At 72.8% G+C, this 26763-nt stretch carries 23 protein-coding genes; 11 read left to right on the forward strand and 12 right to left on the reverse strand.

Features of this window, described 5'->3' with window-relative positions; translation table 11 throughout:
- Positions 1-461: 461 nt before the first annotated feature.
- The 4 genes from KF823_16370 to icd form a co-directional block, all read right to left on the reverse strand.
- Positions 462-1046 (reverse strand): pseudouridine synthase, encoded by a 585-nt coding sequence (locus KF823_16370; protein ID MBX3727476.1) that lies wholly within the window; start codon positions 1044-1046, stop codon positions 462-464.
- Positions 1043-1954 carry a class I SAM-dependent methyltransferase gene (locus tag KF823_16375; protein MBX3727477.1) on the reverse strand — a complete coding sequence of 304 codons (912 nt, stop codon included), beginning with the start codon at positions 1952-1954 and terminating at the stop codon, positions 1043-1045. Before KF823_16375 ends, KF823_16370 begins: the two co-directional genes overlap by 4 nt.
- 90 nt (positions 1955-2044) lie before the next feature.
- Entirely contained in the window at positions 2045-3811 is a 1767-nt protein-coding gene (gene aceK, locus KF823_16380; protein MBX3727478.1) for a bifunctional isocitrate dehydrogenase kinase/phosphatase, read from the reverse strand.
- A 244-nt stretch (positions 3812-4055) separates the two neighbouring features.
- On the reverse strand, positions 4056-5384 hold the full coding sequence (icd, locus tag KF823_16385; protein MBX3727479.1) for an NADP-dependent isocitrate dehydrogenase: 1329 nt from the start codon (positions 5382-5384) through the stop codon (positions 4056-4058).
- 172 nt (positions 5385-5556) lie between these two features.
- On the opposite strand from icd, the gene KF823_16390 reads away from it, so the two are divergent.
- The 3 genes from KF823_16390 to KF823_16400 are packed head-to-tail and all read left to right on the forward strand — an operon-like array spanning position 5557 to position 8691.
- A complete protein-coding gene (locus tag KF823_16390; protein ID MBX3727480.1) occupies positions 5557-6678 on the forward strand; it encodes a DJ-1/PfpI family protein in 1122 nt (373 codons plus the stop codon).
- Positions 6679-6683: 5 nt separating this feature from the next.
- Positions 6684-7373, forward strand: a complete 690-nt coding sequence (locus tag KF823_16395) for a response regulator transcription factor (protein MBX3727481.1) — start codon at positions 6684-6686, stop codon at positions 7371-7373.
- A complete protein-coding gene (locus KF823_16400) occupies positions 7366-8691 on the forward strand; it encodes a HAMP domain-containing histidine kinase (protein MBX3727482.1) in 1326 nt (441 codons plus the stop codon). Before KF823_16395 ends, KF823_16400 begins: the two co-directional genes overlap by 8 nt.
- 168 nt (positions 8692-8859) lie before the next feature.
- Here the strand turns inward: KF823_16400 and KF823_16405 are convergent, their stop codons facing one another.
- Both KF823_16405 and KF823_16410 read right to left on the reverse strand, forming a co-directional pair.
- Positions 8860-9261, reverse strand: coding sequence for a DUF1761 domain-containing protein (locus KF823_16405; GenBank protein MBX3727483.1), 402 nt, complete (start codon positions 9259-9261; stop codon positions 8860-8862).
- Between the two features lie 82 nt (positions 9262-9343).
- Positions 9344-11131 carry a DUF885 domain-containing protein gene (locus tag KF823_16410; protein ID MBX3727484.1) on the reverse strand — a complete coding sequence of 596 codons (1788 nt, stop codon included), beginning with the start codon at positions 11129-11131 and terminating at the stop codon, positions 9344-9346.
- A gap of 127 nt (positions 11132-11258) precedes the next feature.
- Between KF823_16410 and KF823_16415 the strand changes: the two genes are divergently transcribed.
- Genes KF823_16415 through KF823_16425 form a run of 3 tightly spaced genes read left to right on the forward strand, consistent with a single transcriptional unit; the run spans position 11259 to position 16871 of the window.
- Complete coding sequence (locus tag KF823_16415) at positions 11259-12755, forward strand: hypothetical protein (protein MBX3727485.1); 1497 nt, start codon at positions 11259-11261, stop codon at positions 12753-12755.
- Between the two features lie 52 nt (positions 12756-12807).
- Complete coding sequence (locus KF823_16420; GenBank protein ID MBX3727486.1) at positions 12808-16119, forward strand: PDZ domain-containing protein; 3312 nt, start codon at positions 12808-12810, stop codon at positions 16117-16119.
- Positions 16120-16133: 14 nt separating this feature from the next.
- The gene (locus KF823_16425) at positions 16134-16871 is read left to right on the forward strand and encodes a creatininase family protein (protein MBX3727487.1); all 738 of its coding nucleotides are present in this window, start codon (positions 16134-16136) and stop codon (positions 16869-16871) included.
- A 10-nt stretch (positions 16872-16881) separates the two neighbouring features.
- Here the strand turns inward: KF823_16425 and KF823_16430 are convergent, their stop codons facing one another.
- Complete coding sequence (locus KF823_16430) at positions 16882-19131, reverse strand: hypothetical protein (GenBank protein ID MBX3727488.1); 2250 nt, start codon at positions 19129-19131, stop codon at positions 16882-16884.
- A gap of 260 nt (positions 19132-19391) precedes the next feature.
- Between KF823_16430 and KF823_16435 the strand changes: the two genes are divergently transcribed.
- Positions 19392-19970 (forward strand): rhomboid family intramembrane serine protease, encoded by a 579-nt coding sequence (locus KF823_16435; GenBank protein ID MBX3727489.1) that lies wholly within the window; start codon positions 19392-19394, stop codon positions 19968-19970.
- Positions 19971-19995: 25 nt separating this feature from the next.
- Here the strand turns inward: KF823_16435 and KF823_16440 are convergent, their stop codons facing one another.
- The 4 genes from KF823_16440 to KF823_16455 all read right to left on the reverse strand — a co-directional run bounded on the left by KF823_16440 (position 19996) and on the right by KF823_16455 (position 22349).
- Positions 19996-20547 (reverse strand): hypothetical protein, encoded by a 552-nt coding sequence (locus KF823_16440; protein MBX3727490.1) that lies wholly within the window; start codon positions 20545-20547, stop codon positions 19996-19998.
- 110 nt (positions 20548-20657) lie between these two features.
- Positions 20658-21188 carry a lipocalin family protein gene (locus KF823_16445; protein ID MBX3727491.1) on the reverse strand — a complete coding sequence of 177 codons (531 nt, stop codon included), beginning with the start codon at positions 21186-21188 and terminating at the stop codon, positions 20658-20660.
- Between the two features lie 229 nt (positions 21189-21417).
- Entirely contained in the window at positions 21418-21792 is a 375-nt protein-coding gene (locus KF823_16450; protein ID MBX3727492.1) for a YajD family HNH nuclease, read from the reverse strand.
- Between the two features lie 86 nt (positions 21793-21878).
- Positions 21879-22349, reverse strand: coding sequence for an Lrp/AsnC family transcriptional regulator (locus KF823_16455; protein MBX3727493.1), 471 nt, complete (start codon positions 22347-22349; stop codon positions 21879-21881).
- A gap of 126 nt (positions 22350-22475) precedes the next feature.
- Between KF823_16455 and KF823_16460 the strand changes: the two genes are divergently transcribed.
- From KF823_16460 to KF823_16475, 4 genes are all read left to right on the forward strand, one after another.
- A complete protein-coding gene (locus KF823_16460) occupies positions 22476-23369 on the forward strand; it encodes a phenylalanine 4-monooxygenase (GenBank protein ID MBX3727494.1) in 894 nt (297 codons plus the stop codon).
- A gap of 73 nt (positions 23370-23442) precedes the next feature.
- Positions 23443-23883 (forward strand): hotdog fold thioesterase, encoded by a 441-nt coding sequence (locus tag KF823_16465; GenBank protein MBX3727495.1) that lies wholly within the window; start codon positions 23443-23445, stop codon positions 23881-23883.
- A gap of 77 nt (positions 23884-23960) precedes the next feature.
- Positions 23961-24965 carry a class 1 fructose-bisphosphatase gene (locus tag KF823_16470; protein MBX3727496.1) on the forward strand — a complete coding sequence of 335 codons (1005 nt, stop codon included), beginning with the start codon at positions 23961-23963 and terminating at the stop codon, positions 24963-24965.
- 329 nt (positions 24966-25294) lie between these two features.
- Entirely contained in the window at positions 25295-25546 is a 252-nt protein-coding gene (locus KF823_16475; protein ID MBX3727497.1) for a GlsB/YeaQ/YmgE family stress response membrane protein, read from the forward strand.
- 284 nt (positions 25547-25830) lie between these two features.
- Here KF823_16475 and KF823_16480 read toward each other — a convergent pair whose 3' ends face one another.
- Positions 25831-26481: a DUF502 domain-containing protein gene (locus KF823_16480; GenBank protein ID MBX3727498.1), complete on the reverse strand. Its 651-nt coding sequence runs from the start codon at positions 26479-26481 to the stop codon at positions 25831-25833.
- Between the last annotated feature and the right edge of the window lie 282 nt (positions 26482-26763).

A 26763-nucleotide genomic window follows, 5' to 3' on the forward strand; every position in this document is an offset into this window, starting at 1 on the left:
AGGGCTGAGACACGACGCTAATCAGGTCTGGGAGAGGGCCGGCACCTGCCGTGATCTGCATCGTTGCCGGCCCAGCGGCACGCGCTGGCCAGCGCGGCCATACCCGGGAACCTATTTATATCCAGTGCGTTAGCTGCGGATTTTTTGGGGTACAAAGCGCCCCGGCGGTCGACAGCCCGACCCGGTTCGGGGTCACAAGCCGGCAGCGCGGCGAGCTGCAGAAGTCTCTCCCCCGCCCCCTGCGGCAGGCGGGGAAGGGGCGAAGCGCGATGCCGTCGCAGCGGCGGTGCGCGCCTGGCAGGAGTAGCCGGGCCTGGCTGCGGCGGTGGCCGAGAGACGACGCTGATCAGGACGGGCTGAGCCTCGGCGCCGGCCTGGCCTGGTTCCGCCGACCCGTCGCAGCGAAGCTGCTGTGCAGGACCGCTACCGGTCGCCACCCGCCGGGGGTCGCGGCCCTGTCGTCAGGCAGGTGCCACGCGGCCACGCCCCAGGCGCCGCGCCGGCGGCGCCGGGTCGGCGATCCGGTAACTTCCGGGCGCCAGGTCGCCCAGCTCCCAGCGGTCGACCGCGGTGCGCACCAGGCGCAGGGTCGGCAGGCCGACCGCTGCGGTCATGCGCCGCACCTGGCGATTGCGGCCCTCGCGCAGGCCCAGTTCCAGCCAGGACGTGGGCACGGTCTTGCGGAAGCGCACCGGCGGATCGCGCGGCCACAGCCAGGCCGGCGGCCCGGGCAGGGCGCGCACCTGCGCCGGCCGGGTGCGGCCGTCGTTGAGCTCGACACCCTCGCGCAGGCACGACAGCTGGTCCTCAAGCGGCTCGCCCTCGACCTGCACCAGGTAGGTCTTGGCCTTGCTGTGCCGAGGGTCGGTCAGCCGGTGCGCCACCTCGGCATCGTCGGTGAGCACCAGCAGCCCTTCGGAATCGTGGTCGAGCCGGCCAGCCGGATAGATGCCGGGCAGCGGCACGTGGTCGGCCAGGCAGGGCCGGCCGTCCTGTGCCGTGAACTGGCACAGGACGCCGAACGGCTTGTTCAGCAGGACGATCAGTCGCCGGCCTGGTCCATGCCCTGGCGCAGGATCGCATCGCCCTGCGGCTTCACGAAGCGCAGGGTCATGCGGTCGGATTCGCCGATCGCGCGGTACTTCTCCGGGTCCTCGCCATCGGGCACGCGCAGCGAGGGCGGCAGGGTCCACACGCCGTTGGGATGGTCGGTGGTGTCGGCCGGATTGGCGTTGACCTCGCTGCGGCCGGCCAGTTCGAAGCCGGCGGCGGTGGCCAGGGCGATCACCGATTCCTCGGTCATGTAGCCCGAGCGCGGATTCTCGGCGGCCGCCGAACCCGGCTGCGCGCGGTGCTCGACCACGCCCAGGGTGCCGCCCGGGCGGAGCACGTCGAAGAAGCCCTTGAACATGCCCGGCGCGGCGCCGGAGCCCACCCAGTTGTGGACGTTGCGGAAGGTCAGCACCAGATCGGCGCTGCCGTCCTCGCCGAAGCTCGGCTCGGACAGGGAGAAGGCATGCACGCGGACCGTGCCGTAGACGTCGGCGTTGCCGTCCAGCTTCTCCTGGAAGGCGGCGTTGGTGCGGGTGTAGTAGTCGCGGCCGCTGTCGTTGGCGGCGCTGGCCGGATCGACCACGGCCGCGACCAGGGTGCCGCCGTCCTTCAGGGCCGGCGCCAGCACTTCCGTGTACCAGCCACCGCCCGGGGTGATCTCGACCACGGTGGCGTCGGGGCGGAAGCCGAAGAAGGCCAGCGTCTCGGCCGGATGGCGCCAGGCGTCGCGGGCGCGGTGCTCCTCGGAGCGGTGCGCACCGGCCAGGGCGGCGGCCACCGGGTCGGCCGCGGGTGCGGGTGCGGTCTCGGGTGTCGCAGCCGGCGCGGGCGCGGCCTCCGGGGCCGGCGCGGCCGGGGCCGGGGCCTCCTGGCGGTTGCAGGCGGCCAGGGCCGCGGTCAGGGCGAGCGGGAGCAGAAGACGGTTCAGGGCGGCCATGGCCAGTGCCTCGCAGGGGGGTGGAAACCGGTCGATGAGGCTAGCACAGCGGTGTTAGCCGGCCGTTGCCGCGGGCAGGGTGGCGGGCAGCCGGCAGGCCTCCGGATAAGGCGCCACCTCGTCGCTGTCGCCGGCCGCCTGGGCGGCCTGCTGCGCCCGCCACCAGGCGGGGTCGAACAGGTGGCCGTGGCGGGCCGCAAGGGCCTCGCGCAGGGACGGCGGCACGCCCAGGAAGGTCGGGAATTGCTCGGGAAACACGTCGTCGGGGCCGACATGGAACCAGGGGCCGTCGTGCAGTTCCTCGTCGTCGTGACGGGCGGCCGGAATGGCCCGGAACCGGCACTGCGCCAGCGGACACAGCTCGTCGTAGTCGTAGAACACCACCCGGCCGCCGGCGGTGACCCCGAAATTCTTGGTCAGAAGGTCCCCTGGGAACAGACCGGCGCGCGCCAGGTCTGTGACCGCCTGGCCCCAGTCGAGCAGGGCGGCGCGCACCTGCGCCGGTGGCGCGTCCCGCAGCAAGCGGTCGAGCGGCCGCAGTCGTCGCTGCAGGTAGCAGTGCGACAGCACCAGGTCCTCGCCGTCGACGCGGGCCACCGACGCGCACTGCTGCAGCAGTTCGTCGCGCAGGGCCGGCTCGAAGCGCGCCAGCGGCAGGCGCAGGTCGCGGAACACCTGGGCGTCGAGCAGGCGGCCGGCGCGCTCGTGGTGCAGGACCATGCGGTAGCGCGCGCGCACCTGCTCGGGGGTGCTGTCCTTGGGCGGCGCGAAACGGTCGCGGATGACCTTCACCACCAGCGGATAGTCGCCGGCCACGAACACCGCCATGACCATGCCGCGTTCGCCCTCGGCGTGCCGGAAGCGCGCCTGCGGGCAGCGCTGCAGCCAGGCGTCCAGTGCCCGCCAGCGTTCGGTCTTGCCCTGGCGGGCGCGGCCCAGCACGGTGTAGAGCTCGTCCACCGGCTTGCCGGGCATCAGCTCGGCCAGGAAGCGCACCGCGCCGGCGACCGGCGCCAGGTCGGCCTGGAAGTAGCTGCGGGTGGCGCCGAACAGGGTGGCGATGTCGGGCAGGGCGGTGAGCAGCGCATCCAGGCGCATACCCGCCGGTTCGTTGGCCAGGGCGAGCACCACCGGGCCCGCGTGACGCACGCCCCAGAGCCGGCCGACCAGGTAGGCGCGGCGATCGCGGTACAGCGGCGTAGCCAGGAACTGCGCGCCGACCGGCGCGTCGTCGCCCCAGGCCGCTAGACGTCCGGGCAGGCGTTCGGCGGCGGCGCGCAGGCAGCGCCCGCGATCCTGCCAGGGCAGGGCCGGCGCCAGCGCGTCGAGCAGCCGATCGAACAGCCCGGCGGCATCCGGCCCGCCGTCCAGGCTCAGCAGCTCGGCCCGCGGCGCCGGGCCGGCGGCATCGGCGCCGGCCAGGAAGGCCAGCGAGGCGTCGATGCCGCGACTGCCCAGGCTGCGGCGCAGCAGGGAGTTGTGGAAGGTGTGCAGCAGCGCGCGGTCGGCCATGTCGGCGCTGCGCCGCGCGATCAGGCTGCGCATCGCGCGCCACAGGCCGCGGGCGCGCAGGCGGTCGTCGAGCCGGCGGTCGAGGCGGGCCAGGGTCTCGCGCACCAGCACGTCGTACAGGTCGATGCGTTCCACTGCATCGCGACCGGCGCCCGGCCAGTCGCGTCGCGCGAAGCGCCGGGCGGCACGCCGCGTCAGGTCGCCGAAGCGGCCGTCGTAGTCGGCGAAACCGTCGATCACCAGGCCGGCAGCCGCCTCGACCTGGGCCAGGTGGACGGGCGGCGCGGGCGATGGCGGGCGTAAGGACATGGCCCGCCGATGGTATCGGGCCGGTGCCCGGCGCCGCGCGGCGCCGGGAGACGGACGTCTAGCAGCTTGTTGAAGAACGACCGTCCTGGTCGTTTTTCAAGTCTCCCGTCCGGCGCAGGTCCGGACGCGATCCCGTCGAACCAACTGCTTACGCACCTGCTTCGCCGAGCGGCCATCCATGGCCGCCGCCAGCAGGCTGTTTTTCAACAGCCTGCCAGCCCCGCCGGGCGGCGGGGCCGGGGACTCACATGGCGGCGATCACGCCGTCGCCGAACTCCGAACAGCGCACCTCGGTGGCGCCGTCCATCAGGCGCGCGAAGTCGTAGGTGACGCGCCGGCTGGCGATCGCGCCGTTCATGCCCTTGATCACCAGGTCGGCGGCCTCGGTCCAGCCCATGTAGCGCAGCATCATCTCGCCGGACAGGATGACCGACCCGGGGTTGACCTTGTCCAGCCCGGCGTACTTGGGCGCGGTGCCGTGGGTGGCCTCGAACACAGCATGGCCGGTGACATAGTTGATGTTGGCGCCGGGCGCGATGCCGATGCCGCCGACGCAGGCGGCCAGCGCGTCGGACACGTAGTCGCCGTTGAGGTTCATGGTGGCGATCACGTCGTACTCGGCCGGCCGGGTAAGGATCTGCTGCAGGAAGGCGTCGGCGATCACGTCCTTGATGACGATGCCGGCGCCCGGCTTGCCGTCCGGGATCACGTGCCAGGGGCCGCCGTCCAGCTCGACCGCGCCGTAGAAGTCGCGCGCCACCTGGTAGCCCCAGTCGCGGAACGCGCCCTCGGTGAACTTCATGATGTTGCCCTTGTGCACCAGGGTCACCGACTTGCGGCCTTCCTTGATCGCATAGCCGATGGCGCTGTGCACCAGGCGCTCGGTGCCCAGGTAGCTGACCGGCTTGATGCCGATGCCGACCTGCACCGGCAGCTCACGCGCGCCCATGCCGATGCCTTCCAGCTGCGCCTGCCAGGTGGCATTGCGCTCGGCGGTACCGAACCGGATCTTGCCAAGGTCCTTGGCGAAGTGCTGGGCCAGGAAGTCCAGCACCGCCTGGGCGTCCGGCGAGCCGCCCGGATACTCGATGCCGGCGTAGATGTCCTCGGTGTTCTCGCGGAAGATGGTCATGTCGACCTTGCCCGGGTCGCGAACCGGGCTGGGCACGCCGTCGAACCAGCGCACCGGCCGCAGGCACACGTACAGGTCGAGCAGCTGGCGCAGCGCCACGTTCAGTGAACGGATGCCGCCGCCGACCGGCGTGGTCAGCGGACCCTTGATGGAAACCAGGTAGTCGCGGCAGGCCTCGACCGACTCGTCGGGCAGCCAGGTGCCGGTCTGGTTGAACGACTTCTCGCCAGCCAGCACCTCCATCCAGTGGATCTTGCGCTTGCCGCCATAGGCCTTGGCGACCGCGGCGTCGAGCACGCGCACGCTGGCGCGCCAGATGTCCGGACCGGTGCCATCGCCCTCGATGAACGGGATGATCGGCTGGTCCGGGACGGACAACCGCCCCTGGCTGATCGTGATCTTCTCGCCGCCCTGCGGCGGGGTGGCAGTGGTCTGGGTCATGCGGGCTCCAGGCAAGTGGCCGCGCCGGCCGCGGTCGGCCGGGCGCTGGGCCTGCCATTGTCGCGGTTCCGGGCGGCGGGGTGAAGCGCGGCCGTCGACTGGCCCGGGTGTTTGAACCTGGCTTCACGGCCTGCGGGCAGGCTGGTCCCCCGTCCTGCCCTGGAGCCCCGCGATGAAACGCGCCCTGTTCGCCCTGTCCCTGCTCGCCACCACGTTGTTGCCCACCGCCGCGAGGGCAACCGCCGCCGATGCGCCCCACGTGCTGGTGGTGGTCAGCAGCGAGGGCCGCGAGGGCGGCCGCAGCCGGCCCGGCTTCGAGATGGACGAGCTGGCCCAGGCCTGGCTGATCTTCCACGACAACGGCCTGGCGGTGACCCTGGCCAGTCCGGCCGGCGGGCCAGTGGAGGCCGACCGCTTCGATCCGGAGGCGCCCTGGAACGCCCGCCTGCTGGCGTTGCCGGAGGCGGCGGCGGCGCTGGCCGACACCCGGGCCACCGCCTCGCTGGACGCCGACGGCTTCGACGCCGTCTACGTGGTCGGCGGCAAGGGCGCGATGTTCGACCTGCCGCGCGACGCCGCGCTGGCCCGGCTGATCGGCGCCGTGCACGACGCCGGCGGCGTGGTCGCCGCGGTCTGCCACGGCCCGGCGGCCCTGGCCGAGGTGCGCCTGGCCGACGGCAACCTGCTGGTCGCGGGCCGCGCCCTGACCGGCTTCAGCAACGAGGAGGAGGCGGTGTTCGGCAAGCGCTGGGCGCCGGAGTTTCCCTGGCTGCTGGAGGACGCCCTGCGCGAACGCGGCGCGCGCTGGCAGGAGGCGCCGCTGATGATGCCGAAGGTGGTGGTCGACGACCGCCTGGTCACCGGTCAGAACCCCTATTCGACGCCGGCCCTGGCCGAGACGGTGATTCGCACGCTGGGCCGCGCGCCGGTGGCCCGCACGCCGTGGCGCGAGGAGCGGGCGATGGCCCTGGTGCAGCGCCTGCTGGCCGCCGAGGGCGACGCCGCACGCGCCGAACTCGCCGCCGACCCGGCCGGCCACCATGTCGAGCTGATCGGCCTGCTCGGCTACTACCAGTTGCAGGCCGCGCAGGCCGATGCCGACGTGGCGCGGGCCCGGGCGATCATGGAACTGGCGCGCCCGCACATGGACGAGCCGCGCCTGGACGTCGGCATCGCCGACGCCCACTGGCGGCTGGGCGAGGCGGACCGCGCCCAGGCCCTGCTGGACACGGTGCTGGCGGCCCATCCCGACCTGCGCGAAGCTGCCGAGCTGAAGGCCCGCCTGGACGAGTGAACGCCGTGCCGCCCGAACCCCTGAGCGTGCTGGTCGTGGAGGACAGCCTGCCCCTGCGGCGCGGCATCGCCGAGCTGTTCGAGCGCCACGGCCACCGCGCCGACTTCGCGGCCGACGGCCGCACCGGCCTGCGCCTGGCCCTGGCCAGCCCGCCCGACGTGCTGGTGCTGGACCTCGGCTTGCCCGGCCTCGACGGCCTGGCCCTGTGCGCGCAACTGCGCGCACAGTGCGACCGCCACGTGCCGGTGCTGATGCTGACCGCCCGCGACACCCTGGCCGACAAGCTGGCCGGCTTCGACGCCGGCGCCGACGACTACCTGGTCAAGCCGTTCGCCGGCGACGAGCTGCTGGCGCGCTGCCTGGCGCTGTCGCGCCGGCACCGGGTCGGCGAACCGCACGCCCTGGTGGTCGGCTCGCTGCGCATCGACCGGCGAACCGGCCTGGCCAGCCGGCACGGCCGGCCGCTGGCGCTCACCGCCCTGCCGTACCGCCTGCTGCTGGCCCTGGCCGAGGCCTGGCCGCGGGCCCTGACCCGCTCGGAACTGGTGCAGCGGCTGTGGGGCGAGGAGGCGCCGCCCTCGGATCCGCTGCGCTCGCACCTGTACCTGCTGCGGCAGGCGCTGGACCGGCCGTTCGAGCGGCCGATGCTGCTCACGGTGCAGGGCGTCGGCTTCCGGTTGGACGGCGATGCCTGAGCCCGCCCGCCCCCGGCGCCAGCTGCGCCGTCGCATCCTGCTGGCCTTCAGCGGCTTCACCGTGCTGCTGGCCCTGGCGTTCGGCTTCTTCGCGGCGGTGATGGTGTACGCGGTCGAGGACGCCCTGATTGCCGGCCTGATCGACGACGAGGCGCGCTGGCTGCAGGACGAACACGCGCGACGCGGCGCGTGGCCGGCGCCGCGGGTGCCGTTCATCGCGCGTCACGACGACCCGGCCGGGTTCCCGGCCGACCTGGCCCGTGCCTGGCGGGCCGAACCCTGGCGCACCGAGTTTCCCGGCGAGCAAGGTCGCCACTACCACCTGAAGATCCTGCAGGCGGAGGAGGGGCCAGTCGGCTGGCTGGTCGCCGAGGTCAGCGGCCAGCTCGCGGTACGGCCGATGCGCGCCAAGCTGCTGCGCATCCTGGCCGGGGTCGGTGCCGTCGCGGTGATCCTCGCGCTGGCCCTGGGCTGGCTGCTGGCGCGTCGGACCAGCGCGCCCCTGGTGCGCCTGGCCGACCAGGTGGCGGGGTTGTCGCCCGACGCCCTGCCCGAGCGTCTCGACGGTCGCTGGCCGGACGACGAGGTCGGCGTGCTGGCACGCGGCCTGGACGGACTGCTCGGTCGCCTGCACCGTTTCGTCGAGCGCGAGCGGGCGTTCACCCGCGATGCCAGCCACGAGCTGCGCACGCCGCTGGCGGTGATCCGCAGCGCCGCCGAGCGGTTGTCCGCGCAGCCCGGCCTGGACGCCGCGGCGCGCCGACGGCTCGACGACCTGCGGCAGTCGGCGGCGCAACTGGAGGGCACCGTGGCCAGCCTTCTGGCGCTGGCGCGCGAGCTGCCGGCCGAACCGGCGCCGGCGCCGCCGGTCGCCCTGCTGCCCCTGCTCGAGCGCGCCGTGGTCGACCAGGCGCCGCTTGCCGGCGAGCGGCCGGTGACGGTGCGCATCGCGGTCGGCGCCGACGCCCGCGCCCACCTGCCCGGCGACGTGCTGGCGATCCTGCTCGGCAACCTGGTCGGCAACGCGCTGGCGCATACGCCGGCCGGCGAGGTCCGCATCGACGTCGACGACGGCCACCTGCGCATCGACAACCCGGGCTGGCCGCTGGACGACGCGGGCGGCGCACCCGGGCAGGCCGGCGTGCGCCGACCCGGCAGCCCGGGTCAGGGCTTCGGCCTGGCGATCGTCTCCCGTCTGTGCCGCCGCCACGCCATCGACCTGGCGATCGGGACGCTGTCCTCCGGCGTGGTGCGGACCCGGCTGGCCCTGGCGCCGACCGCCAGGGCTGGCGAGCCTCCCGCCCCGGCCGACGCCTGAGCCCGCCGACTGTTCCGGCCCTCTCCGCTGAAGACTCATCGCGCCGCCCCCTCCCCAGCACGCCGGAAAGGGAATGCCCGGTGCCCCGGCACCGGCGGCTGTTGCGACCGGCAGGGGTCGGCGAGGCTGTTGGCTTGGCAGTGCCGCCCAGAGGCAACAGCGTTGGGGTCAGTGCCAGAGCCCCAGGATCAGCGCGATCAGCAGGAACTGGCCGACGTGGTAGCCGGCGTCGATCAGCCACAGGGTGAGGCTGCGCTGCGAGAACAGGTAGTTGATGCCGTAGCTGGTCGCGACCAGCAGCACACCGACCACCAGGCCCAGGTGCAGGGCGGGACGCAGGGCCGGCGCCGGGCCGAGCAGCAGGGCCATCGCGTAGCTGGCGACCAGGGCCAGCACGAAGGCGCCGCCGAACACCTTGGCCGGATGGCCTGCCTTGGCCAGGTCGATGCCGGCCTCGCGCATCCACAGATTGCCGAGCAGGGGCGGCGCGTACCACAGCCCACCCAGCACGAAGGCCGACACCGCGGCGGCCAGCACCGCCAGGTGGTTCACCTGCGAAAGATCGAACATGGCCGCAGCCCTCCCGTCCGTGATCCCCCGCTGGTGATTCCAGTCCCGTGGCGGTCGCGGGACAACGCCGACGCGCGCCCGCTCAGGGCAAGGCCGCGTTGTCGTCGCCGCCGGGCGGACGCCGCGCCGCGATCCAGGCCTCCAGATGCTCGTCGAGCACCGACAGCGGCACCGAGCCCAGCGCCAGGATGGTGTCGTGGAAGGCCCGCAGGTCGAAGGCCTCGCCCAGCTCGCGCTCGGCGCGGGCGCGATGCTCGCGGATGCGGATCTCGCCGAGCTTGTAGGACAGCGCCTGGCCGGGCCAGGAGATGTAGCGGTCGATCTCGGTGGTCACCTCGTGCTCGGACAACGCGGTATGGCCGGCCATGAAGTCGAGCGCCTGCTGGCGGCTCCAGCCCATCGCGTGCATGCCGGTGTCGACCACCAGGCGCGCCGCGCGCCACATCTCGTAGGTCAGCCGGCCGAAGTCCTCGTAGGGCGTGCGGTAGATGCCCATCTCCTTGCCCAGGTATTCGGCGTACAGCGCCCAGCCCTCGCCGAACGCCGAGATGTAGCTGGTGCGCCGGAACAGCGCCTGCTCGCCCTGTTCCTCGGCCAGCGCCGCCTGCAGGTGATGGCCGGGCACCGCCTCGTGCAGGGTCAGCGCCGGCAGGTTGTACAGCGGCCGCGCCGGCAGATTGTGGGTGTTGACCCAGTACCAGCCCGGCTCGTTGCTGCCCGGCGGCGCCCCTGCATAGCGGCCGGCGGTGTAGAACGGCGCGATCGCCGCCGGCACCGGGGCGACCCCGTAGGGGCGGCGCGGCAGCAGGCCGAAATAGCGCGGCAGCTCGGCGTCGACGCGCTTGGCGATGTCGCGCGCGTGCATCAGCAGCTCGTCGGCGCTGCTTGCGTAGAAGCGCGGGTCGCTGCGCAGGTGGCCGATGAAGTCGGTCAGCTCGCCGTCGAAATCGAGTCCATCGAGGATCGCCTGCATCTCGGCGCGGATGCGTGCGACCTCGCGCTGGCCGACCGCGTGGATCTCCCTGGGCGTCAGGTCGAGGGTGGTGTATTCGCGGATCTGCGCGCGGTACCAGGCCTCGCCGTCGGGCAGGTCGTGGGCGGCGATGGTCGTGCGGGCGCCGGGAATGTAGGTGTCGCGAAGGAACGCGGCGACCCGCGCATAGGCCGGCACCACGCCGTCCATGATCAGCTCGCGCGCGCGCGCCTGCAAGGCGGCGCGATCGGCTTCAGGCCAGGCCGCCGGAAGACGCGCCAGCGGGCCCCAGAACACGCTGTCCTCGGCGCGCGCGACCTCGGCATGGCTGGCGGCGGCGGCGTCGCGCCCGGCCATCACCACCTGCGGCACGGTGCGCCCATCCTCGAGGCCGGCGCGCAGGTTGTCGAGCTGCTGGTCGAAATGGCGGGGAACGTCCGCCAGCAGTGACAGCCAGGCCTCGGCATCGGCGCGCGTCGCGATCGCGGTGCGGTCGGGCAGCATGGCGAGGTTGCCGAAGAAGCTGGAGTCGCTGTTCATCGGCATCTGCCAGCCGTTCAGCTCGATGTCGGCGATGTAGCCGTCGAGCTGGCCGAGCAGGATGGTGCGGTCGATGCGCGCAGCGACCGAGAGGTGCTCCGGGTCGATCGCGTGCAGCTCGTCGCGGAATTCCTGCCAGGCATGCAGCCGCCGCTGCTGGGCTGCCGGCGAGACGTCGGTCAGGCGGTCGGGTGCGCGGCGCTTGCCGTCGATGCCGGGCAGGTAGGGGAACTCGCCGCTGCGGAACGCCCACTCGCGGTCGATCAGGGCACGCAGCGCGGCGTCGCCCTGGGCGGCGCCGGCCAGGCCAGGCAGCAGGAGAAGCAGGGACAGGCACAGCGCGGCGGTCGGTCGCATCGGTCGGTCTCGGCGGTCGGGTGGACCAGCATAGCCGGCGGGGCCGCGCCGACAGGCTGCTAACCTGCCGGCCATGTCCGCCACCCGGCCCGCCCCCGCCCCGTCCTGGCGCCCCAGGCTGGGGTCTGTGCTGGCCGTTCTGGCCGCCCTGGCGACACTTGCAACATCCCCCGCACAGGCCGCCCAAGCCGGCCTGGACACCCTGGACGCCGATGCCCTGCGCCGCATCGCACGCGACAGCGAACGCAGCGATCCCGTCCGGGCGCGCGCGGCGGTCGATGCGCTGCTTGCGCGGGCGGCGCCCGGCGATGCCGCCGCGCTGGCCGAGGCGCGTATCCAGACCGCGCGGATAAGCCACTACGAAGGCGACGCGCCGGGCGCCCAGGGACAGCTCGACCATGCCCTGGACCTGCTCGGTGAGGCGGGCGACCCCGGCCTGCGCGGCCAGGCCCTGCACTTCACCGCGGTCGTGCAATCGGAGCGGGGCGGCGATCACGGCCGGGGCCTGCTGGCCGGTGGACAGGCGCTGGCGCTCTATGCCGCGCTCGACGATCCGGTGGCCCAGGGCCGGGTGCACAACACCCTGGCCCAGCTCCACCTGCGCCAGCATCAGCCGGCCCGGGCCCGCAGCCACGTGAACGCCCTGCGCGCGTTCGCCGACGGGACCGGCGATCCGGCCCTGGCCGTGGCCGCCCTGCTGCGGCGCGGCGACCTGCGCTACGAGGAAGGCGCCGACCCCGAACCGCTGTTCCGCCAGGCGCTGGCACGCGCCGTCGCCGCCGGCGAGCACGCTGCAGCCGGCGAGGCGGCGCAGCGGCTGTCGCGACAACGCTCGATCCATGGCGACGTCGAGGGCGCACGCGACCACCTGCGCAGGGCCAGGATGCATCTGCAGGAGGCCGGACAGGCCGGCCAGCTCGCGGTGCTCACCTACAACGAGGCGACACTGGCCGAGCGCGCCGGCGACCATGCCGACGCGCTGGCACTGTACCGGCGCACCCTGGCCGAGGCGACCCGACCCCTGCCCTCGCCCCTGCGTGTCTACGCCTGGCTGGCGATCGAGCGCCTGGCCGGCGACGCCGAAGCCGCCGCCGCCCGCGAGGCCGGGTACCGCGAGGCCGAACTGCTCGGCCAGCCGGTGCCGCTGGCCTTCGCGCTGTCCGCGCATGCTGCGCATGCGCTCGAACAGGGCGATGCCAGCCAGGCGCGCAGCCTGCTGGAACGCGCCTGGGCGGACCTGCCGCCAGCGCCGGGCTTCGAGATCGAACGCCACCTGCGGCGGCTGGATGCCTGGACCGCCCTGGTCGCCGGCGACCTGCTCGAGGCGCAGGCGCGTCTGGCGGCCCTGGATACGCTGTTCGCCATGCGCGAGGAGGGCGACATCGGCGGCATCGCCGCCGCGGTGCGCGGCGCATTCGAAGAGATCGCGGCGGGGCATGGCGATGCCCGAACGGCTTTCGCACGCACGCAGTTGCGTGGACTCGGCGAGGCGCCCGCTGCGCCCCGCCGATGGCCGGCGTGGTGGCCGCTGCCGCTGCTGGCCGGGGCCCTGGCACTGGTGGCCCTCGGTGCCGTGCGCCGACACGGGCAACGGACACGTCGGGCCGAGGGCCAGGCGGCATAGCGGGGCTGCACGCGGTCTACCATCGCCGCTTGCCCGACACCGATGACCGCCCATGCCCCGGACCGCCCTGCTGCCCACCGTCCTGATCCTGTTCCTTGTCGCCAGCCTGTCGCGCCCCGGCCTGGCCGCTGAAGACGCCGGCCGCTACGTCCGTCAGCCCGACATCCACGGCGATACCGTGGTGTTCACCGCCGAGGGCGACCTGTGGACCAGCCTGGTGACCGGCGGCCCGCCGCGCCGGCTGAGCACGCATGCCGGCGACGAGAGCCGGGCGGCGATCGATCCGGACGGACGCCGGGTCGCTTTCTCGGCCAGCTACGACGGCCCGCTGGAGGCCTACGTGATGCCGCTGGCCGGCGGTGCGCCGCGCCGGCTCAGTTTCGAGTACGGCCGGGCCCTGGTGGTTGGCTGGACGCCGGCCGGCGAGGTGCTCTACGCGACCGCCAGCAGCAGCGGCCAGACCTGGTCCCCGGTGCTGGTGGCGGTCGATCCGGATTCGCTGGCGCGGCGCATCCTGCCGGTGGCCGATGCCGGCGACGGCGTCGTCGACCCCTCCGGCCGCTGGCTGTACTTCGTCCGCTTCGGCCTGGGCGCGACCAACGACAATGCGGTCGGCTACCGTGGCGGCGCGCTGTCGCAGCTGTGGCGGCTGGACCTGGCCGGCGCGGGCGAGGCGCAGCGCATCGGCCCGACCGAGGCCAACCTGCGCCAGCCGCAGTGGTGGAGCGGCCGCCTGCTGCTGATCGCCGACCTCGACGGCCGCGACAACCTGTGGTCCCTGGATGCCGACGGCGGCGACCCCCGGCCGCTCACCGCCCATCGCGACTTCCCGGTGCGCAGCGTCAAGGTGCACGGCAACCGCGCCGTCTACCAGCACGGCGGCGACCTGCGCGTCCTGGACCTGGTTGCTGGCGACGACCGCCGGCTGCCCATCCACCTGCCCAGCGATTTCGAGCAGCGCCGCACGCGCTGGCTGGAATCGCCGCTGCGCTGGCTGGAGGGCACCGCCTTCGCGCCGGCCGGCGACCAGGTGGCGGTGCTGGCGCGCGGCCGCGTGCTGCTGGCCGGGCTGGGCAGCCGGCGCCAGGTCGAACTGGCGGCCCCGGATGGCGTGCGCCTGCGCAGCCCGGTGCTGTCGCCGGACGGCCGCTTCGTGTACGCGGTGGCCGACGGCAGCGGCGAGGAGGAGATCTGGCGCTTCCCGGCCGACGGCAGCGGCGGCGCCCAGGCGCTGACCAGCGACGGCGGCATCCGGCGCTGGAACCTGTACCTGTCGCCCGATGGCCGGCGCCTGGCCCACGACGACAAGCGCGGCCGCCTGTGGCTGCTCGACCTGGACAGCGGCCGCAACCGGCTGATCGACGACGGCGGCCCGGACGGCAACGAGGGTCATGCCGAGGTCGCCTGGTCACCGGACAGCCGGCACCTGGCCCTGGTGCGCGCCACCGGCGCCAGCGGCCGTGGCCGCATCGGCCTGTACGCGGTCGACGCCGGCCGCCTGGAGTGGCTGACCAGTGACCGCTACGAGTCGGGATCGCCGGCGTTCAGCCCGGACGGGCGCTGGCTGTGGTTCCTGTCGCAGCGCGAGTTCCGGCTCGCCAACGGCTCGCCCTGGGGCGACCGCAACACCGGTCCGTTCTTCGACCAGCGCACCCGCCTGTACGCCCTGGCCCTGCAGCCCGGCCTGCGCTTCCCGTTCCAGCCGCCCGACGAGCTGGCGGCGCCCCCGGCCGACAAGGAGGCCGAGCAGGGCACCCGCCCGCGCGGCGGCGGACAGGGCGCGGCGGCCATTCCAGGGCCGGTCTGGGACGGCCTGGCCGGGCGCCTGTACGAGGCGCCGCTGCCGGCCGGCAACTGGCGGCGACTGCGGATCGGCAAGGACCGCCTGTTCGCGCTCGACCGCAACGGCGGCAATACCGCGCTCAAGACCTTGGCCATCGACGACAAGGGCGGCAGCCCGGTCACCCTGATGGCCAACGTCGCCGACTACGACCTGTCCGCCGACGGCGGCAGGCTCTACATCCGCACGCCCGGCAGCGGCGAGCGCGATCCCGGGCGCATCCACATCGTCGAGGCCGGCGGCAAGCTGCCCGACGACCTCGACAAGGCCACCGTGCGCCTGGACGACTGGCGCCTGCGCATCGACCCGGCCGCGGAATGGCGGCAGCTGTTCGCCGATGCCTGGCGCATGCACCGCGACCACTTCTTCGACGCCGGCCTGCGGGGAATCGACTGGCGCGCCGTGCGCGAACGCTACCAGCCGATGCTGGTGCGCATCGATGACCGCGCCGCGCTCGACGACCTGTTCGCGCAGATGATGGGCGAGCTGGGCGCCCTGCACTCCCAGGTGGTGCCGGGCGATGCCCGCACCGGCAGCGAGGGCGCCCAGGCCGGTTTCCTGGGCGGCCGCTTCGAGCCGGTCGCCGACGGCTGGCGGATCGTGCACATCCACCGGGGCGATCCGGAGCTGCCCTCGGTCGCGGCGCCGCTGGCGGGGCCCGGCGTCGACGCCCGGGTCGGCGACGTGATCACCGCCGTCAACGGCCAGGCCGCCGCCGGCGTCCGCGACCTGTCCGACCTGCTGCGCCAGCAGGCCGGCCGCCAGGTGCTGCTGGCCCTGCGCCGCGACGGCAGCGCGCCGCTGCGCACCGTGGTGGTGCCGGTCGATGCCCAGCGCGAGGCGCAACTGCGCTACGGCGACTGGGTGCAGGGCCGCCGCGAGCGCGTCGAGCAGGTCGGCGCCGGCAGGATCGGCTACCTGCACCTGCAGGCCATGGGCGGCAACGACATGGCCGCCTTCGTGCGCGAGTTCTACGCCCAGTACGAGCGCGAGGGACTGATCATCGACGTGCGCCGCAACCGCGGCGGCAACATCGACAGCTGGATCATCGAAAAGCTGCTGCGTCGGGCCTGGGCGTTCTGGCAGCGACCGTCCGGCCAGCCCTACACCAACATGCAGCAGACCTTCCGCGGCCACCTTGTGGTGCTGGTCGATGCCCTGACCTATTCCGACGGCGAGACCTTCGCAGCCGGCGTCAAGGCGCTCGGCCTGGGCCCGCTGGTCGGCACCCGCACCGCCGGCGCCGGCGTCTGGCTGAGCGACGGCAACCGCCTGGTCGATGGTGGCCGCGCGCGGGTCGCAGAGTTCCCGCAGTACGGGATGGACGGCGAATGGCTGATCGAGGGCCGCGGCGTCGAACCGGACCTGGTGGTGGACAATCCGCCGCGCGCCAGCTTCGGCGGAGAGGATGCCCAGCTGGAGGCGGCGCTCGCCCTGCTGCGCGACCGCCTGACGCGCGAGCCGGTGCCGCCGCTGCGGCCGCGCCCGGTGCCGCCGTTGCCGCCGTTGCCGCAACGCCCCTGAATCCCGGAGATCCCATGCGACTGTCCTTGAGCACCTGGCCGCAGGTCGAGGCCTACCTGGCCCGCTCCACCGGCGTCATCGTGCCGATCGGCTCGACCGAACAACACGGCCCGAACGGCCTGGTCGGCACCGACGCGATCTGCCCGGAACACCTGGCCTGGAGTGCCGGCGAACGCGCCGGCATCCTGATCGCGCCGACCCTGTCGATCGGCGTCGCCCAGCACCACCTGGGCTTTCCCGGTTCGCTGACCCTGCGCCCGACCACCCTGATCGCCGTGCTGGAGGACGTGGTCGCTTCGCTGGCGCGGCACGGATTCAGGGACCTGTACTTCCTCAACGGCCATGGCGGCAATGTCGCCACCGTGCAGGCGGCGTTCGCGCAGATCCATGGCCGCCACAGCCTGGCCGGCACCGCCAGCCCGCTGCGCTTGCGCCTGGCCAACTGGTACCTGGGCCGGCGCGTGCAGGCGCTGTCGCGCGAGCTGTTCGGCGACCGCGAGGGCAGCCATGCCACGCCCTCGGAGATCTCGCTGACCTGGCACGCGCATCCCGACCGCGCGCAGCCGATGGTCTTCGACCCGGAAGTCGCGCCGACCGGCACCATCGCCGACGCCGCCGACTACCGCGCGCGCTTCCCGGACGGCCGGATCGGCTCGGCACCCGGCCTGGCCAGCGTCGTCGCCGGCGCCCGCCTGTACGAGGCCGGCGTCGAGGACCTGCTGGAGGATTACACGGCGTTCCTGGCCGGCTGATCGGGGCGCGTCACGGCGTCCCGCCGCCGTGGAACCAGGTCTCGGCGCCGCGCAGGTGCCAACGCCGGTCGCCGTCGGCCAGCTCCAGGGCCGCCTTCAGGCGGCCCCAGGCCATCAGCAGCGCGCCGCTGGGTCCGCCCTGCCCGAGCCGAAGCCGGGCATGGACATCGAAGCGGTCGTTGCGCGCATGCAGAGGCGCCAGCTCCAGGGCACGGCCGTCCAGGCGAACTCGACCGTCGAGCCGCGCCGGACCCGAATCGACCAGGCGCAGGGTCCAGTCCGGGAACTGCCGGAGCGGGCCGAACAGGCCGAGCAGCAGGGCCACGTCGCTGGCCTGCGCGCTCAGCGTGGAATCGATCTTCAGCGGGCGCTGCCAGCCGACCTGGCCGGTGCGCAGACGGAAGTCCGCCGACCAGGGCCGGGCGCGCGCGCGCCGGCCATCCTCGTGGCCCTCGACCTGATCGAGGCGGACGGTGGTGCCGGCGAGGTCGAACTGGCGACGGGCCAGGTCGAGGCGGCGCAGCCGGGTGTCGACCGCCAGTTCGCCCTGCAGGTGGACCTGGCCCAGGGTCATCCGGACCTGCTGGCCGCGCAGGACGATCCGGCCACTGCCGACCTCGCCCTCGGCATCGAGCCGGAGATCGCCGGACAGTACGCCCCGGCCGCCATCGAGCACGATTCCACCCGGCGGCAGGTAACGGTTGTAGACGCGCAGGTCCGGCACCAGGGCGTCGTCGAAGCGCAGCCGGGCCTGGATGTCATGGCCAGCGCGCGCCAGGTCGGCCGGCAACGTGAGGTCCAGACGCAGGTCGCGGCCCAGCACATAGGCCTGCTCCGCGGCGTCGGCCGGACGCAATTCAAAGCGGTCGACCACCAGGGCCGCCAGCGCCTGCGGTCCGTTGGGGCCAGGTTCGATGTCGACCCGGGCGTGGGCCTGGCCGCTGAAGCGGTTGTCGAGCACGGCGATCCGGGCATCCAGCGCCGGCACCAGGAGCTGGCTGCCCGGGGCCAGCGCGCCCGACGCGATGCGCAGCGCCGCCTCGACGCGACCGGCACCCTCCAGGGCCAGCCAGGGCAGGTTGCCGAGCAGCGGTTGCAGCCAGTGCAGGCGCTCGAAGTGCCAGTGCAGGTCGACCCCGCCATCGATCCGCGCGAGCTGGTGCGCCGGATCGCGGTCGATGCTGCAGCTCGGACCCAGCCCGGGCTGGTCGGCCGGGGCCGCCACGCAGGCGAACGGCAGGTGGCGACCGGCCAGGTCCAGCGTCGCGTCCAGTCGTCCGCCGTCGCCGGGCGGCGGCGGCAGGTGCAGTTCCAGTCGCACCGCTTCGGGCAGTACCGACAGCGCCATCCGGCCCTCGGCCCGCCAGGTCTGCTGGTCGGACCGGAGATCGGCGGCCAGCGGCAGGCGCAGGGCCAGGGAGCCACCCGGCGCCAGCGCCCCGCCGTCAAGGGTGAGGTCGAGCTGCAGTTCGCCCGGCGCCGGGCCACCCGGTCGCTGCGCATCCAGCGACTCCAGGCGGCTGCGCCAGCGACCAGCCTCGTCGAGGTGCACCGCCAGTCCCGGCGTACGTCCCGACAGCCGCAGGCGGGCATCGGCAAGACCCAGGCGGGACAGCCCCGGCGCCCGTTCGCGCCGGTGTGCCGGCAGCGCGAAGTCCGCCATGATCTCCGCCCCGTCGAGCAGGACCTGGTCGTGCTGACGCAGGCGGGCGCCGTGCAGGCTGCCGCTCGAGGGCAGGATCTCCAGTGGACCTCCGCGAAGCTGCTTGCTGATCCCGAACCGGACCTGGCCGACCCCGTCGAGGAACAGGGGACCGGCGCGCAACATGGCCAGCGAATCGGTGGCGATCAGAGGGAACCTCAGGATCCAGCCACCCGGACGTGACGCCGCTGGCAGACGGTCGTGCTCGACCTGGTCGAACTCGAAATCGACCTGGTGCGCCTGCAGCATCGGAATTTGCAGGGTGCGGGCCAGCAGGGGCAGCAGCGCGATGCGGCCGCCGACCCGCGCCGCATGGCCGCGCCAGACGATGCGTCGCTGGTGGCCGCCGACCTGCACACGCCACAGCCAGGCCTGTCCCGGCCACAGGGTCAGGCCATGCCGCCACTGCATCGTGAACGCCTCGGGCTTGCGGTTGACCAGCCGTTCCGCCAGGCCGGTGTTGAGCGCGAGGTTGCCGACCAGCAGCCAGGCCAGCCAGGCGACGGCCAGTACCCACAGGACCCGGCGCAATCGCCGAATGGCCGATTTCCCGTTCATCGACGCCCCTCCCGTGGCCGCCTCATGGTACGCGGGACAGGGCCCCCGGGCCGCATGCGCTTGTCGAGCGGCCGATCCGCCCCAAGATCGGCACGATGAACGTGCTGCGCGGCGACCGCATCGACCCCAACGCCCACCTGCTGGCCCGACGCCACGCTGCGCGGGACCGGTACCGGGTCGGCCAGGCGATCGGCCAGACCGTGGTGGTGCTGGCCCTTTTGTGGTGGCTGCATGCGATCCGCGAGATCGGCGACCTGGCCATGGCCTGGGCGGCGATCCGGCCGGGCGATCCGGCCGGCCTGGTCGGCGTGGTCACCGGGCCGCTGCTGCATGGCTCCTGGGGTCACCTGGTCAGCAACACCCTGCCCCTGCTGATCCTCGGCTCGATGGCGCGCTACGCCTACCCGCGCGCCCTGCTGTGGGCGCTGCCGCTGATCTGGCTGGCCTCCGGCCTGGGCACCTGGCTGCTCGGCCGGCCGTCCCTGCACCTGGGTGCCAGCGGCGTCGCGCACGGCCTGATGTTCTTCCTGTTCGTGGTCGGCCTGCTGCGCCGCGACCGGCTGGCGATCGTGGTCGCCCTGCTGACCTTCTTCCTGTACGGCAGCATGATCTGGACGATCTTCCCGGGCGAACCGGGCGTTTCCTGGGAGGCGCACCTGTACGGCGCCGTGGGCGGCGTGCTGGCGGCCGTGCTGCTGCGCGGCCGCGATCCGCTGCCCTGGCGCGCGCCGTACAGCTGGGAACTCGAGCCCGAGGAGGACGAGGAGGCGCCGTGGCAGGTGGACGAGGAGATCACCGACCTTCAGGCCGAGCCGGTGCGCCGCCCGACCCTGCATTGAGCGTGGACAGGCAGGCCGCAGCCGCTCAGCCGGGTCCGCGACCGGGTCGCGCAGGCATCGTCCGGTGCCGGTACCAGCCGGCGAGCAGCACCAGCACGACCATGCCCAGAAGACCGGGCAGGCTAAGCAACGGCACCGCCTGCGGCGCCGTCGTGCCCTGGGGGGCGAGCTGGAAGGAAAACCTGAACACTTCGCTGGCGCCACCGTTCGCCGGGTTGCGCGGCACCTGGATGACCGCGACCTGCCAGGTGCCGCCGGGCAGGTCGGGGAACGGCACCACGGCATCCCAGAGGTGGAACAGGGAGAAGCAGAGTCCGTCCACGGGCGCACCCGTGGCCAACGACACCTCAAGGACGTTGCCGAGCCGGCGGGTACCGGCGACCGTCGGGACGCAACTGGTCGGCCATTCTCCGAACAGCGAGATCCGGGCACCCGCCAGGTCGGCGGCCGGCGCGGCGCCCCAGCCTTCCAGCCAGTCTGGCTGGGCCAGCGCCGGCGCGGCGCCGATGGCGCACAGCAGCAGCACGAGAAACAACCGCACCCCAAGGGCGGGCGCACGTTCGCGGGGGCGGGCCATGATCGAGCCTCCTCATCGGAACACGGCCCAAGCTTACCCGAAAGTATCCTTGTGCGTTCCGCGACCGGACGCCGACGACGGCGCACCGGTCGGTCCCGATGCAGTCCTGCTCAGGGCACCTGCGGCACCTTCACCAGGTCGGCAGGGTCATAGCCGTAATCGGCGAAGCGCGCGCGCAGCCGCGCCACAAGTTCGGCATCGATGACCGGCTCGCGTGCGAAGATCCAGGCCAGGCTGCGTCGCGGGTTGCCGAGCAGCGCCCAGCGGTAGTCCGGGTCGACCTCGAGGACCAGCAGGTCGGCCTTGAAAGGCCAGATGAACTGGACCCGCCAGTGGGCCCCGCCGCTGCCCTCGACGACGCTGGACACGCCGTTCCAGCGCTTCTCGGGCCGGTCGAAGGCCTTGCGGAACACGAACACGTTGTCGATCCGGCCGTCCGCGCGCAGCGCGTATTCGTCGCGGGTGGCCACCTTGCCGCGCTCGGGCCAGTAGGGGATGTGCGCGATCACGTGCCAGCGGCCCATGAAGCGTTCCAGGTCGACCGGCGGGCCAGGTCGCAGGGGCTCGCGGCCGCCGGTGCTGGCGCAGCCGGCCAGGGCCAGGGTCAGCAGGGAAAGGGCGAACAAGCCGGTGCTGTTCATGGCGACAGCCTGCGCCCGACATTGCGCAGCCGGCGTGAAGCGCGCCTTGATGGGCCGGGGCCGGGGTGCGCACGCCCCGGCGGCGGGGAAGCGACCAGCCAGACTGCTCGCCAGCGCGCCGTCCGGCCTCTGTCCTGAAGGACGCCGTGCGAGTCGCCCGCTGCCGCCGTTGCGCGGCCGGCCGGCCCCCCAGGGCCGCGGCCGGCCGGTGGGCGGGTCCGAGCGTCCGCTACTTGCGCGCAAGCAGGTCGCGCAGACCCGCGAAGGGATTGCCGGTGGCCGCCTCCGGCGCCTGCTCGGCGGCCTGGGCGCTGCTGCCGGTCCAGTCGATCAGGCGCGAGTGCTCGTTGTCGTGGCAGTACACGCACAGCAGCTCCCAATTGCTGCCGTCGGCGGGGTTGTCGTCGTGGTTGTGGTTGCGGTGGTGCACGGTCAGCTCGCGCAGGTTGGCCGCTGTGAACTCGCGCGCGCAGCGGCCGCACACCCACGGGTACATCTTCAGGGCGCGCTCGCGATAGCCCCGCTCGCGCTCCTGGGCGTCGCGGCGCGCCTTCGCCACCACGGCGTCGAGACGGCCGTCGATCCTGCTGTCCTTGCCTGCCATTGCGGTCGGCTCCGTTCCTCACCCTGGCGCACCGACGATATCAGCAGCGCGCGGGCTGCGCGGGACCACCGCCAAGCCGGGCGCGATCAGGAACCGGGCAGGGGCAGGCCGGTGGCGGCCTTGACCGTGCGCAGCACGAAGCTGGAGTTGACGTCGGCGACGCCGGTGGCATTGAGCAGCCGGTCGAGCAGGAACCGCGAGAAGTGCTCGAGGTCGCGCACCACGACCTGCAGCAGGTAGTCCATGTCGCCGGTCAGGGCGTGGCAGGCGACCACCTCGTCCCAGGAGCGCACCGCGCCCGCGAAGTCGTCGGTGGAGCCCGAGCCGTGCTTCTCGAGCTGCACCCGCACGAAGGCGGTCAGTCCCAGGCCCAGCGCCACCGGGTCCAGGCGGGCGCCATAGCCGGCGATGACGCCGGTCCGCTCCAGGCGCTGCACCCGGCGCAGGCTGGCGGAGGCCGACAGATTGACGCGCTCGGCCAGCTCGCTGTTGGCGATGCGTCCCTCGCGCTGCAGCACGGCGAGCAGGGCGAGATCGGTGCGGTCGAGGTCGATCATTGCGTCACCAGTCGATAATGCGGGCGTTTGTTGCGCGATTATCCCCAGAGGGCATCATCAGGCAAGCCTGTTGCGCGGGTCCTGCGCTAGGATCGTGCATATCGTTCCCGCCCCCGGAGCCATCTCATGGACAACCGCACTCCCCGTCGCGTCGAGCACCAGCAGACCGACAAGGGCTACGTGCCGGTCTACACCACGGCCGTGGTCGAGCAGCCCTGGGACGACTACGACGCGAGCGACCACCAGACCTGGGCGACGCTGTTCGAGCGGCAGATGGCGATCCTGCCCGGACGCGCCTGCCGGGAGCATCTGGACGCCCTGGACGGGCTGCGCATGAGCGCCGACCGCATCCCGAAGTTCAGCGAGGTCAACCGCCTGCTCGAGGCCGAAACCGGCTGGACCCTGGTCGCGGTCGAGGGCCTGCTGCCTGAACTCACTTTCTTCGAGCACCTGGCCAACCGCCGTTTCCCGGTGACCTGGTGGATCCGCAAGCCCGAGCAGATCGACTACATCGCCGAACCCGACCTGTTCCACGACCTGTTCGGCCACGTGCCGCTGCTGTTCAACCCGGTTTTCGCCGACTACATGCAGGCCTACGGCCGTGGCGGGGTCAAGGCGCATGGCCTGGGCGAGGAGGCGCTGGCCAACCTCACGCGCCTGTACTGGTACACGGTCGAGTTCGGCCTGATCCGCAGTGCAGAAGGCCTTCGCATCTACGGGGCCGGCATCGTCTCCAGCAAGGGCGAATCGATCCACTGCCTGGAGAGCGCGGCGCCCAACCGGATCGGTTTCGACCTGGAGCGGATCATGCGCACCCGCTACCGGATCGACAGCTACCAGAAGACCTACTTCGTGATCGACGACTTCGAGCAGCTGTTCGCCGCGACCCGGCCGGACTTCACGCCGATCTACGCGCGCGTCGCGGCGCTGCCGACGATCCCAGCCGGCACCGTGCTGGACACCGACACGGTGTTCAACCGCGGCACCGGCGAGGGTTGGGCCGAGGGCGGCGACGTCTGAGCAGGTTCGACATCCGCCGGCTTGCCGGCGTGGCCCCGATCGGCTGCAATGCCGGACGCCAACGGAGTCCGCAATGTCGCCCTGGAAACGCCGTCCGTCGCTGGACCAGCTCAACGCCCTGACCCCCGGCACCCTGGGCGAGGCACTGGGCATCCGCCTCACCGCCCTGGACGACGACGCCCTGAGCGGCACCATGCCGGTCGACGCCCGCACCCGGCAGCCTTTCGGCCTGCTGCACGGGGGCGCCTCTGTGGCGCTGGCCGAGACGCTCGGCAGCCTGGCCGCCTGGCTGTGCCTGGACGACCCCGACCGCGAACATGCCGTGGGCCTGGAGATCAACGCCAACCACGTGCGCGCCCTGCGCGAGGGCATCGTCACAGGCAGCGCCCGCCCCGAGCACCTCGGGCGCAGCACCCAGGTCTGGTCGATCCGCATCGAGGACGAGGCCGGACGGCTGGTCTGCGTCTCGCGGCTGACCATGGCGGTTGTGGCCCGGTCGCAGCCGGCCGGCTGACGCGACGGCGCCGGACCGCGGGCTGCAGCGCCCCGACGGCTCCGGCACAATGGCGGCCCCCGGTCGGAGCCCGCCCCATGCCCCCTGTGTCGCTCACCCGCTACCTGATCGAGAAGCAGCACGCCGACGGCCGCATCAAGGCCGATCTGCGCCTTCTGATCGAGGTGGTCGCACGCGCCTGCAAGGAGATCTCGGTGGCGATCGGCAAGGGCGCGCTGGGCAACGTGCTCGGCAGCGCGGACGAGGAGAACGTCCAGGGCGAGGTGCAGAAGAAGCTGGACGTGATCGCCAACGAGATCCTGCTCGACGCCAACGAGTGGGGCGGCCACCTGGCGGCGCTGGCCTCGGAGGAGATGGAGCATCCCCACCCGATCCCGCACCGCTATCCCAAGGGTGAGTACCTGCTGTTGTTCGACCCGCTGGACGGCTCTTCCAACATCGACGTCAACATTTCGGTGGGCACCATCTTCTCGGTGCTGCGCTGCCCGGACGGCGTCACCGAGCCCGACGAGTCGGCCTTCCTGCAGCCGGGCAGCCGGCAGGTCGCTGCCGGCTACGCCGTCTACGGGCCCAGCACCCTGCTGGTGCTGACCGTCGGCGACGGCGTGGCGGTGTTCACCCTGGACCGCGAGCGCGGCAGCTTCATGCTCACCGCCGACAACCTGCGCATCCCCGAGGACACCCGCGAGTTCGCGATCAACGCCTCCAACCAGCGCTGGTGGCAGCCGCCGGTGCAGCGCTACATCGGCGAGCTGCTGGCCGGCCGCGACGGCCCGCGCGGCGCCGACTTCAATATGCGCTGGGTGGCCTCGATGGTCGCCGACGTGCACCGCATCCTCAGCCGCGGCGGCATCTTCATGTATCCGCGCGACAACAAGGACCCCGCCAAGCCGGGCCGGCTGCGCCTGATGTACGAGGCCAACCCGATGGCGATGATCGTCGAGCAGGCCGGCGGCGCCGCCAGCACCGGCCTGGAACGCATCCTCGACGTGCAACCGACCGGCCTGCACCAGCGGATCCCGGTGATCCTGGGCTCGCGCAACGAGGTCGAGCGGGTCGCCGCCTACCACCTTGCCGGTTGAGCGAGCCGTTTCCAGGAGGCGACGGCACCGGGGGGGTCGGCATGCGGTGGGTGGTGCGCCTTCCGCGCGCTGAAGCCGGAGCGACTACCGGTCCCCTGCCGGTCCCTGTCCCAGGTCCGCCGGGACCGCCGTCGGCCCCGGCGCCGTTTCGGCACGTTTCCTGAAGTTCCCGGACCCCAGGACTTCCCGGATGCCCGCAGCGGCCTCGCCGCAGCGCGGCATGACAGCCGGTTCCATCCGGACCAAGCTGCATGCGTCGCACCGCACCGGTGCGGCGGACCGGGCGCGCCGCCCGGTCCCGGATCCGCCCAAAGGAGAGGGAGACAGGCATGAGCGTGGAAGCACTCATCATCTGGCTGGTGGTCGGCGGCGTCGCCGGCTGGCTGGCCGGGCAGATCGTCCGCGGTTACGGCTTCGGTCTTGTCGGCAATATCGTCATCGGCATCGTCGGTGCGTTCCTGGCCGGCTGGCTGTTGCCCGGGCTGGGCCTGGGACTGACCGGCATCGTCGGCGCGATCATCTACGCGATGATCGGCGCGATCGTCCTGCTGCTGTTGATCGGCCTTATCCGGCGCGCCTAGCAGCTTGTTGAAAAACGACCTTCCTGGTCGTTTTTCAAGTCGCCCGTCCGGCGCAGGTCCGGACGGGCTCCCGGCAGATCGACTTCGTTCCCGATTGCTCTTCGTCGAGCGGCCAGCCACTGTCGACGACGGCGTGCCGTCGTCGATCGACCCGCCGTACATTCCCCACCAGTGCCCCAACCGACCCCTGGTCGCAAGGGCCCGCTGCCGGTGACGATCCCCCATGTCGCGGGGCCTCCGGAGAACGGCTGCGAAGGGAGCCCGGCGGCGGTCGCCGGGCCGGCTCAGCGGCTCGCCGGCGGCTCCGGCTGCGCCGGATCGAACCGCTCCGGCACGATCGCGCCGCCGGAGATGATGAAGCTCATCGCCTCATCCAGACTCATGTCGGTGGCGGTCAGGTTCTCGATGGGAACCAGTTCCAGGTAGCCCGAGGTCGGATTCGGCGTGGTCGGCACATAGACGGCCGCCAGTTCCCTGCCGCTGCCCGGGTCGCGAAGCACGCGGGTGACCAGGCCGATCGCCTGCATGCCCTTGTTGGGAAAGTCGATCAGCACGACCCGCTGGGCATTGCCGGGCTTGGTCTGCAGGACGTTGAGCAGCTTCTTGGCGCCCCCATAGACGCTCTGCACCAGCGGGATGCGCGCGACCAGGCGGTCGAACACATCGATCGCCTGCCTGCCGATGACCTGGCTGGCCAGGTAACCGAGCAGGAACAGGAGCAGCAGGGTCAGCGCCACGCTGACCAGGGTCTGCAGCCACTCGTAGCCGAGCCAGGGGACATGGCCGTGCAGACTGGCGAAAAGCGGCCGGACCACGGGTGCGGTGACGGTCGACAGCGTCCCCACCACGAACTTGAGGACGATCCAGGTGAGCCAGATCGGGAAGAACACCAGCAGCCCGGTCAGAAGGTGTCGGCGGATCCGTGGTTTGCGCATGCGCTGGCTCCTGCGGCTGGACTCGGGGGATGCGACCGCCATCGACGGTGCGGCGTCAGCGGTCCGTCGCCGGCCGGATCGGACGCAAGCCCGGCTTTTTCCTGGGGCCACCATTGCGGCTGCCGATCCTCGCGGCGTGGCGCGGACTGCTCCGGACGGCCAGTGCGATGCAGGTCGGCTACGCCTTCACTGCCCAACGGTCCGCTGCCCGCACCACGACGCGATCTCGACGGCCTCGCCAGGCATACCTCACGAAGTCTCGGGGTCAGGCCGCTGCCTTCC

The organism is Lysobacterales bacterium (assembly GCA_019634735.1).
GTDB lineage: Bacteria > Pseudomonadota > Gammaproteobacteria > Xanthomonadales > UBA2363 > Pseudofulvimonas.

Coding starts and splice junctions, on each gene's coding strand:
- KF823_16450 (MBX3727492.1), bottom strand. CDS start 21,792: ATGGCAGGCAAGGACAGCAGGATCGACGGCCGTCTCGACGCCGTGGTG.
- icd (MBX3727479.1), bottom strand. CDS start 5,384: ATGACCCAGACCACTGCCACCCCGCCGCAGGGCGGCGAGAAGATCACG.
- KF823_16475 (MBX3727497.1), top strand. CDS start 25,295: ATGAGCGTGGAAGCACTCATCATCTGGCTGGTGGTCGGCGGCGTCGCC.
- KF823_16405 (MBX3727483.1), bottom strand. CDS start 9,261: ATGTTCGATCTTTCGCAGGTGAACCACCTGGCGGTGCTGGCCGCCGCG.
- KF823_16460 (MBX3727494.1), top strand. CDS start 22,476: ATGGACAACCGCACTCCCCGTCGCGTCGAGCACCAGCAGACCGACAAG.
- KF823_16455 (MBX3727493.1), bottom strand. CDS start 22,349: ATGATCGACCTCGACCGCACCGATCTCGCCCTGCTCGCCGTGCTGCAG.
- aceK (MBX3727478.1), bottom strand. CDS start 3,811: ATGTCCTTACGCCCGCCATCGCCCGCGCCGCCCGTCCACCTGGCCCAG.
- KF823_16400 (MBX3727482.1), top strand. CDS start 7,366: ATGCCTGAGCCCGCCCGCCCCCGGCGCCAGCTGCGCCGTCGCATCCTG.
- KF823_16440 (MBX3727490.1), bottom strand. CDS start 20,547: ATGGCCCGCCCCCGCGAACGTGCGCCCGCCCTTGGGGTGCGGTTGTTT.
- KF823_16435 (MBX3727489.1), top strand. CDS start 19,392: ATGGCCTGGGCGGCGATCCGGCCGGGCGATCCGGCCGGCCTGGTCGGC.
- KF823_16465 (MBX3727495.1), top strand. CDS start 23,443: ATGTCGCCCTGGAAACGCCGTCCGTCGCTGGACCAGCTCAACGCCCTG.
- KF823_16430 (MBX3727488.1), bottom strand. CDS start 19,131: ATGAACGGGAAATCGGCCATTCGGCGATTGCGCCGGGTCCTGTGGGTA.
- KF823_16420 (MBX3727486.1), top strand. CDS start 12,808: ATGCCCCGGACCGCCCTGCTGCCCACCGTCCTGATCCTGTTCCTTGTC.
- KF823_16480 (MBX3727498.1), bottom strand. CDS start 26,481: ATGCGCAAACCACGGATCCGCCGACACCTTCTGACCGGGCTGCTGGTG.
- KF823_16425 (MBX3727487.1), top strand. CDS start 16,134: ATGCGACTGTCCTTGAGCACCTGGCCGCAGGTCGAGGCCTACCTGGCC.
- KF823_16410 (MBX3727484.1), bottom strand. CDS start 11,131: ATGCGACCGACCGCCGCGCTGTGCCTGTCCCTGCTTCTCCTGCTGCCT.
- KF823_16390 (MBX3727480.1), top strand. CDS start 5,557: ATGAAACGCGCCCTGTTCGCCCTGTCCCTGCTCGCCACCACGTTGTTG.
- KF823_16445 (MBX3727491.1), bottom strand. CDS start 21,188: ATGAACAGCACCGGCTTGTTCGCCCTTTCCCTGCTGACCCTGGCCCTG.
- KF823_16470 (MBX3727496.1), top strand. CDS start 23,961: ATGCCCCCTGTGTCGCTCACCCGCTACCTGATCGAGAAGCAGCACGCC.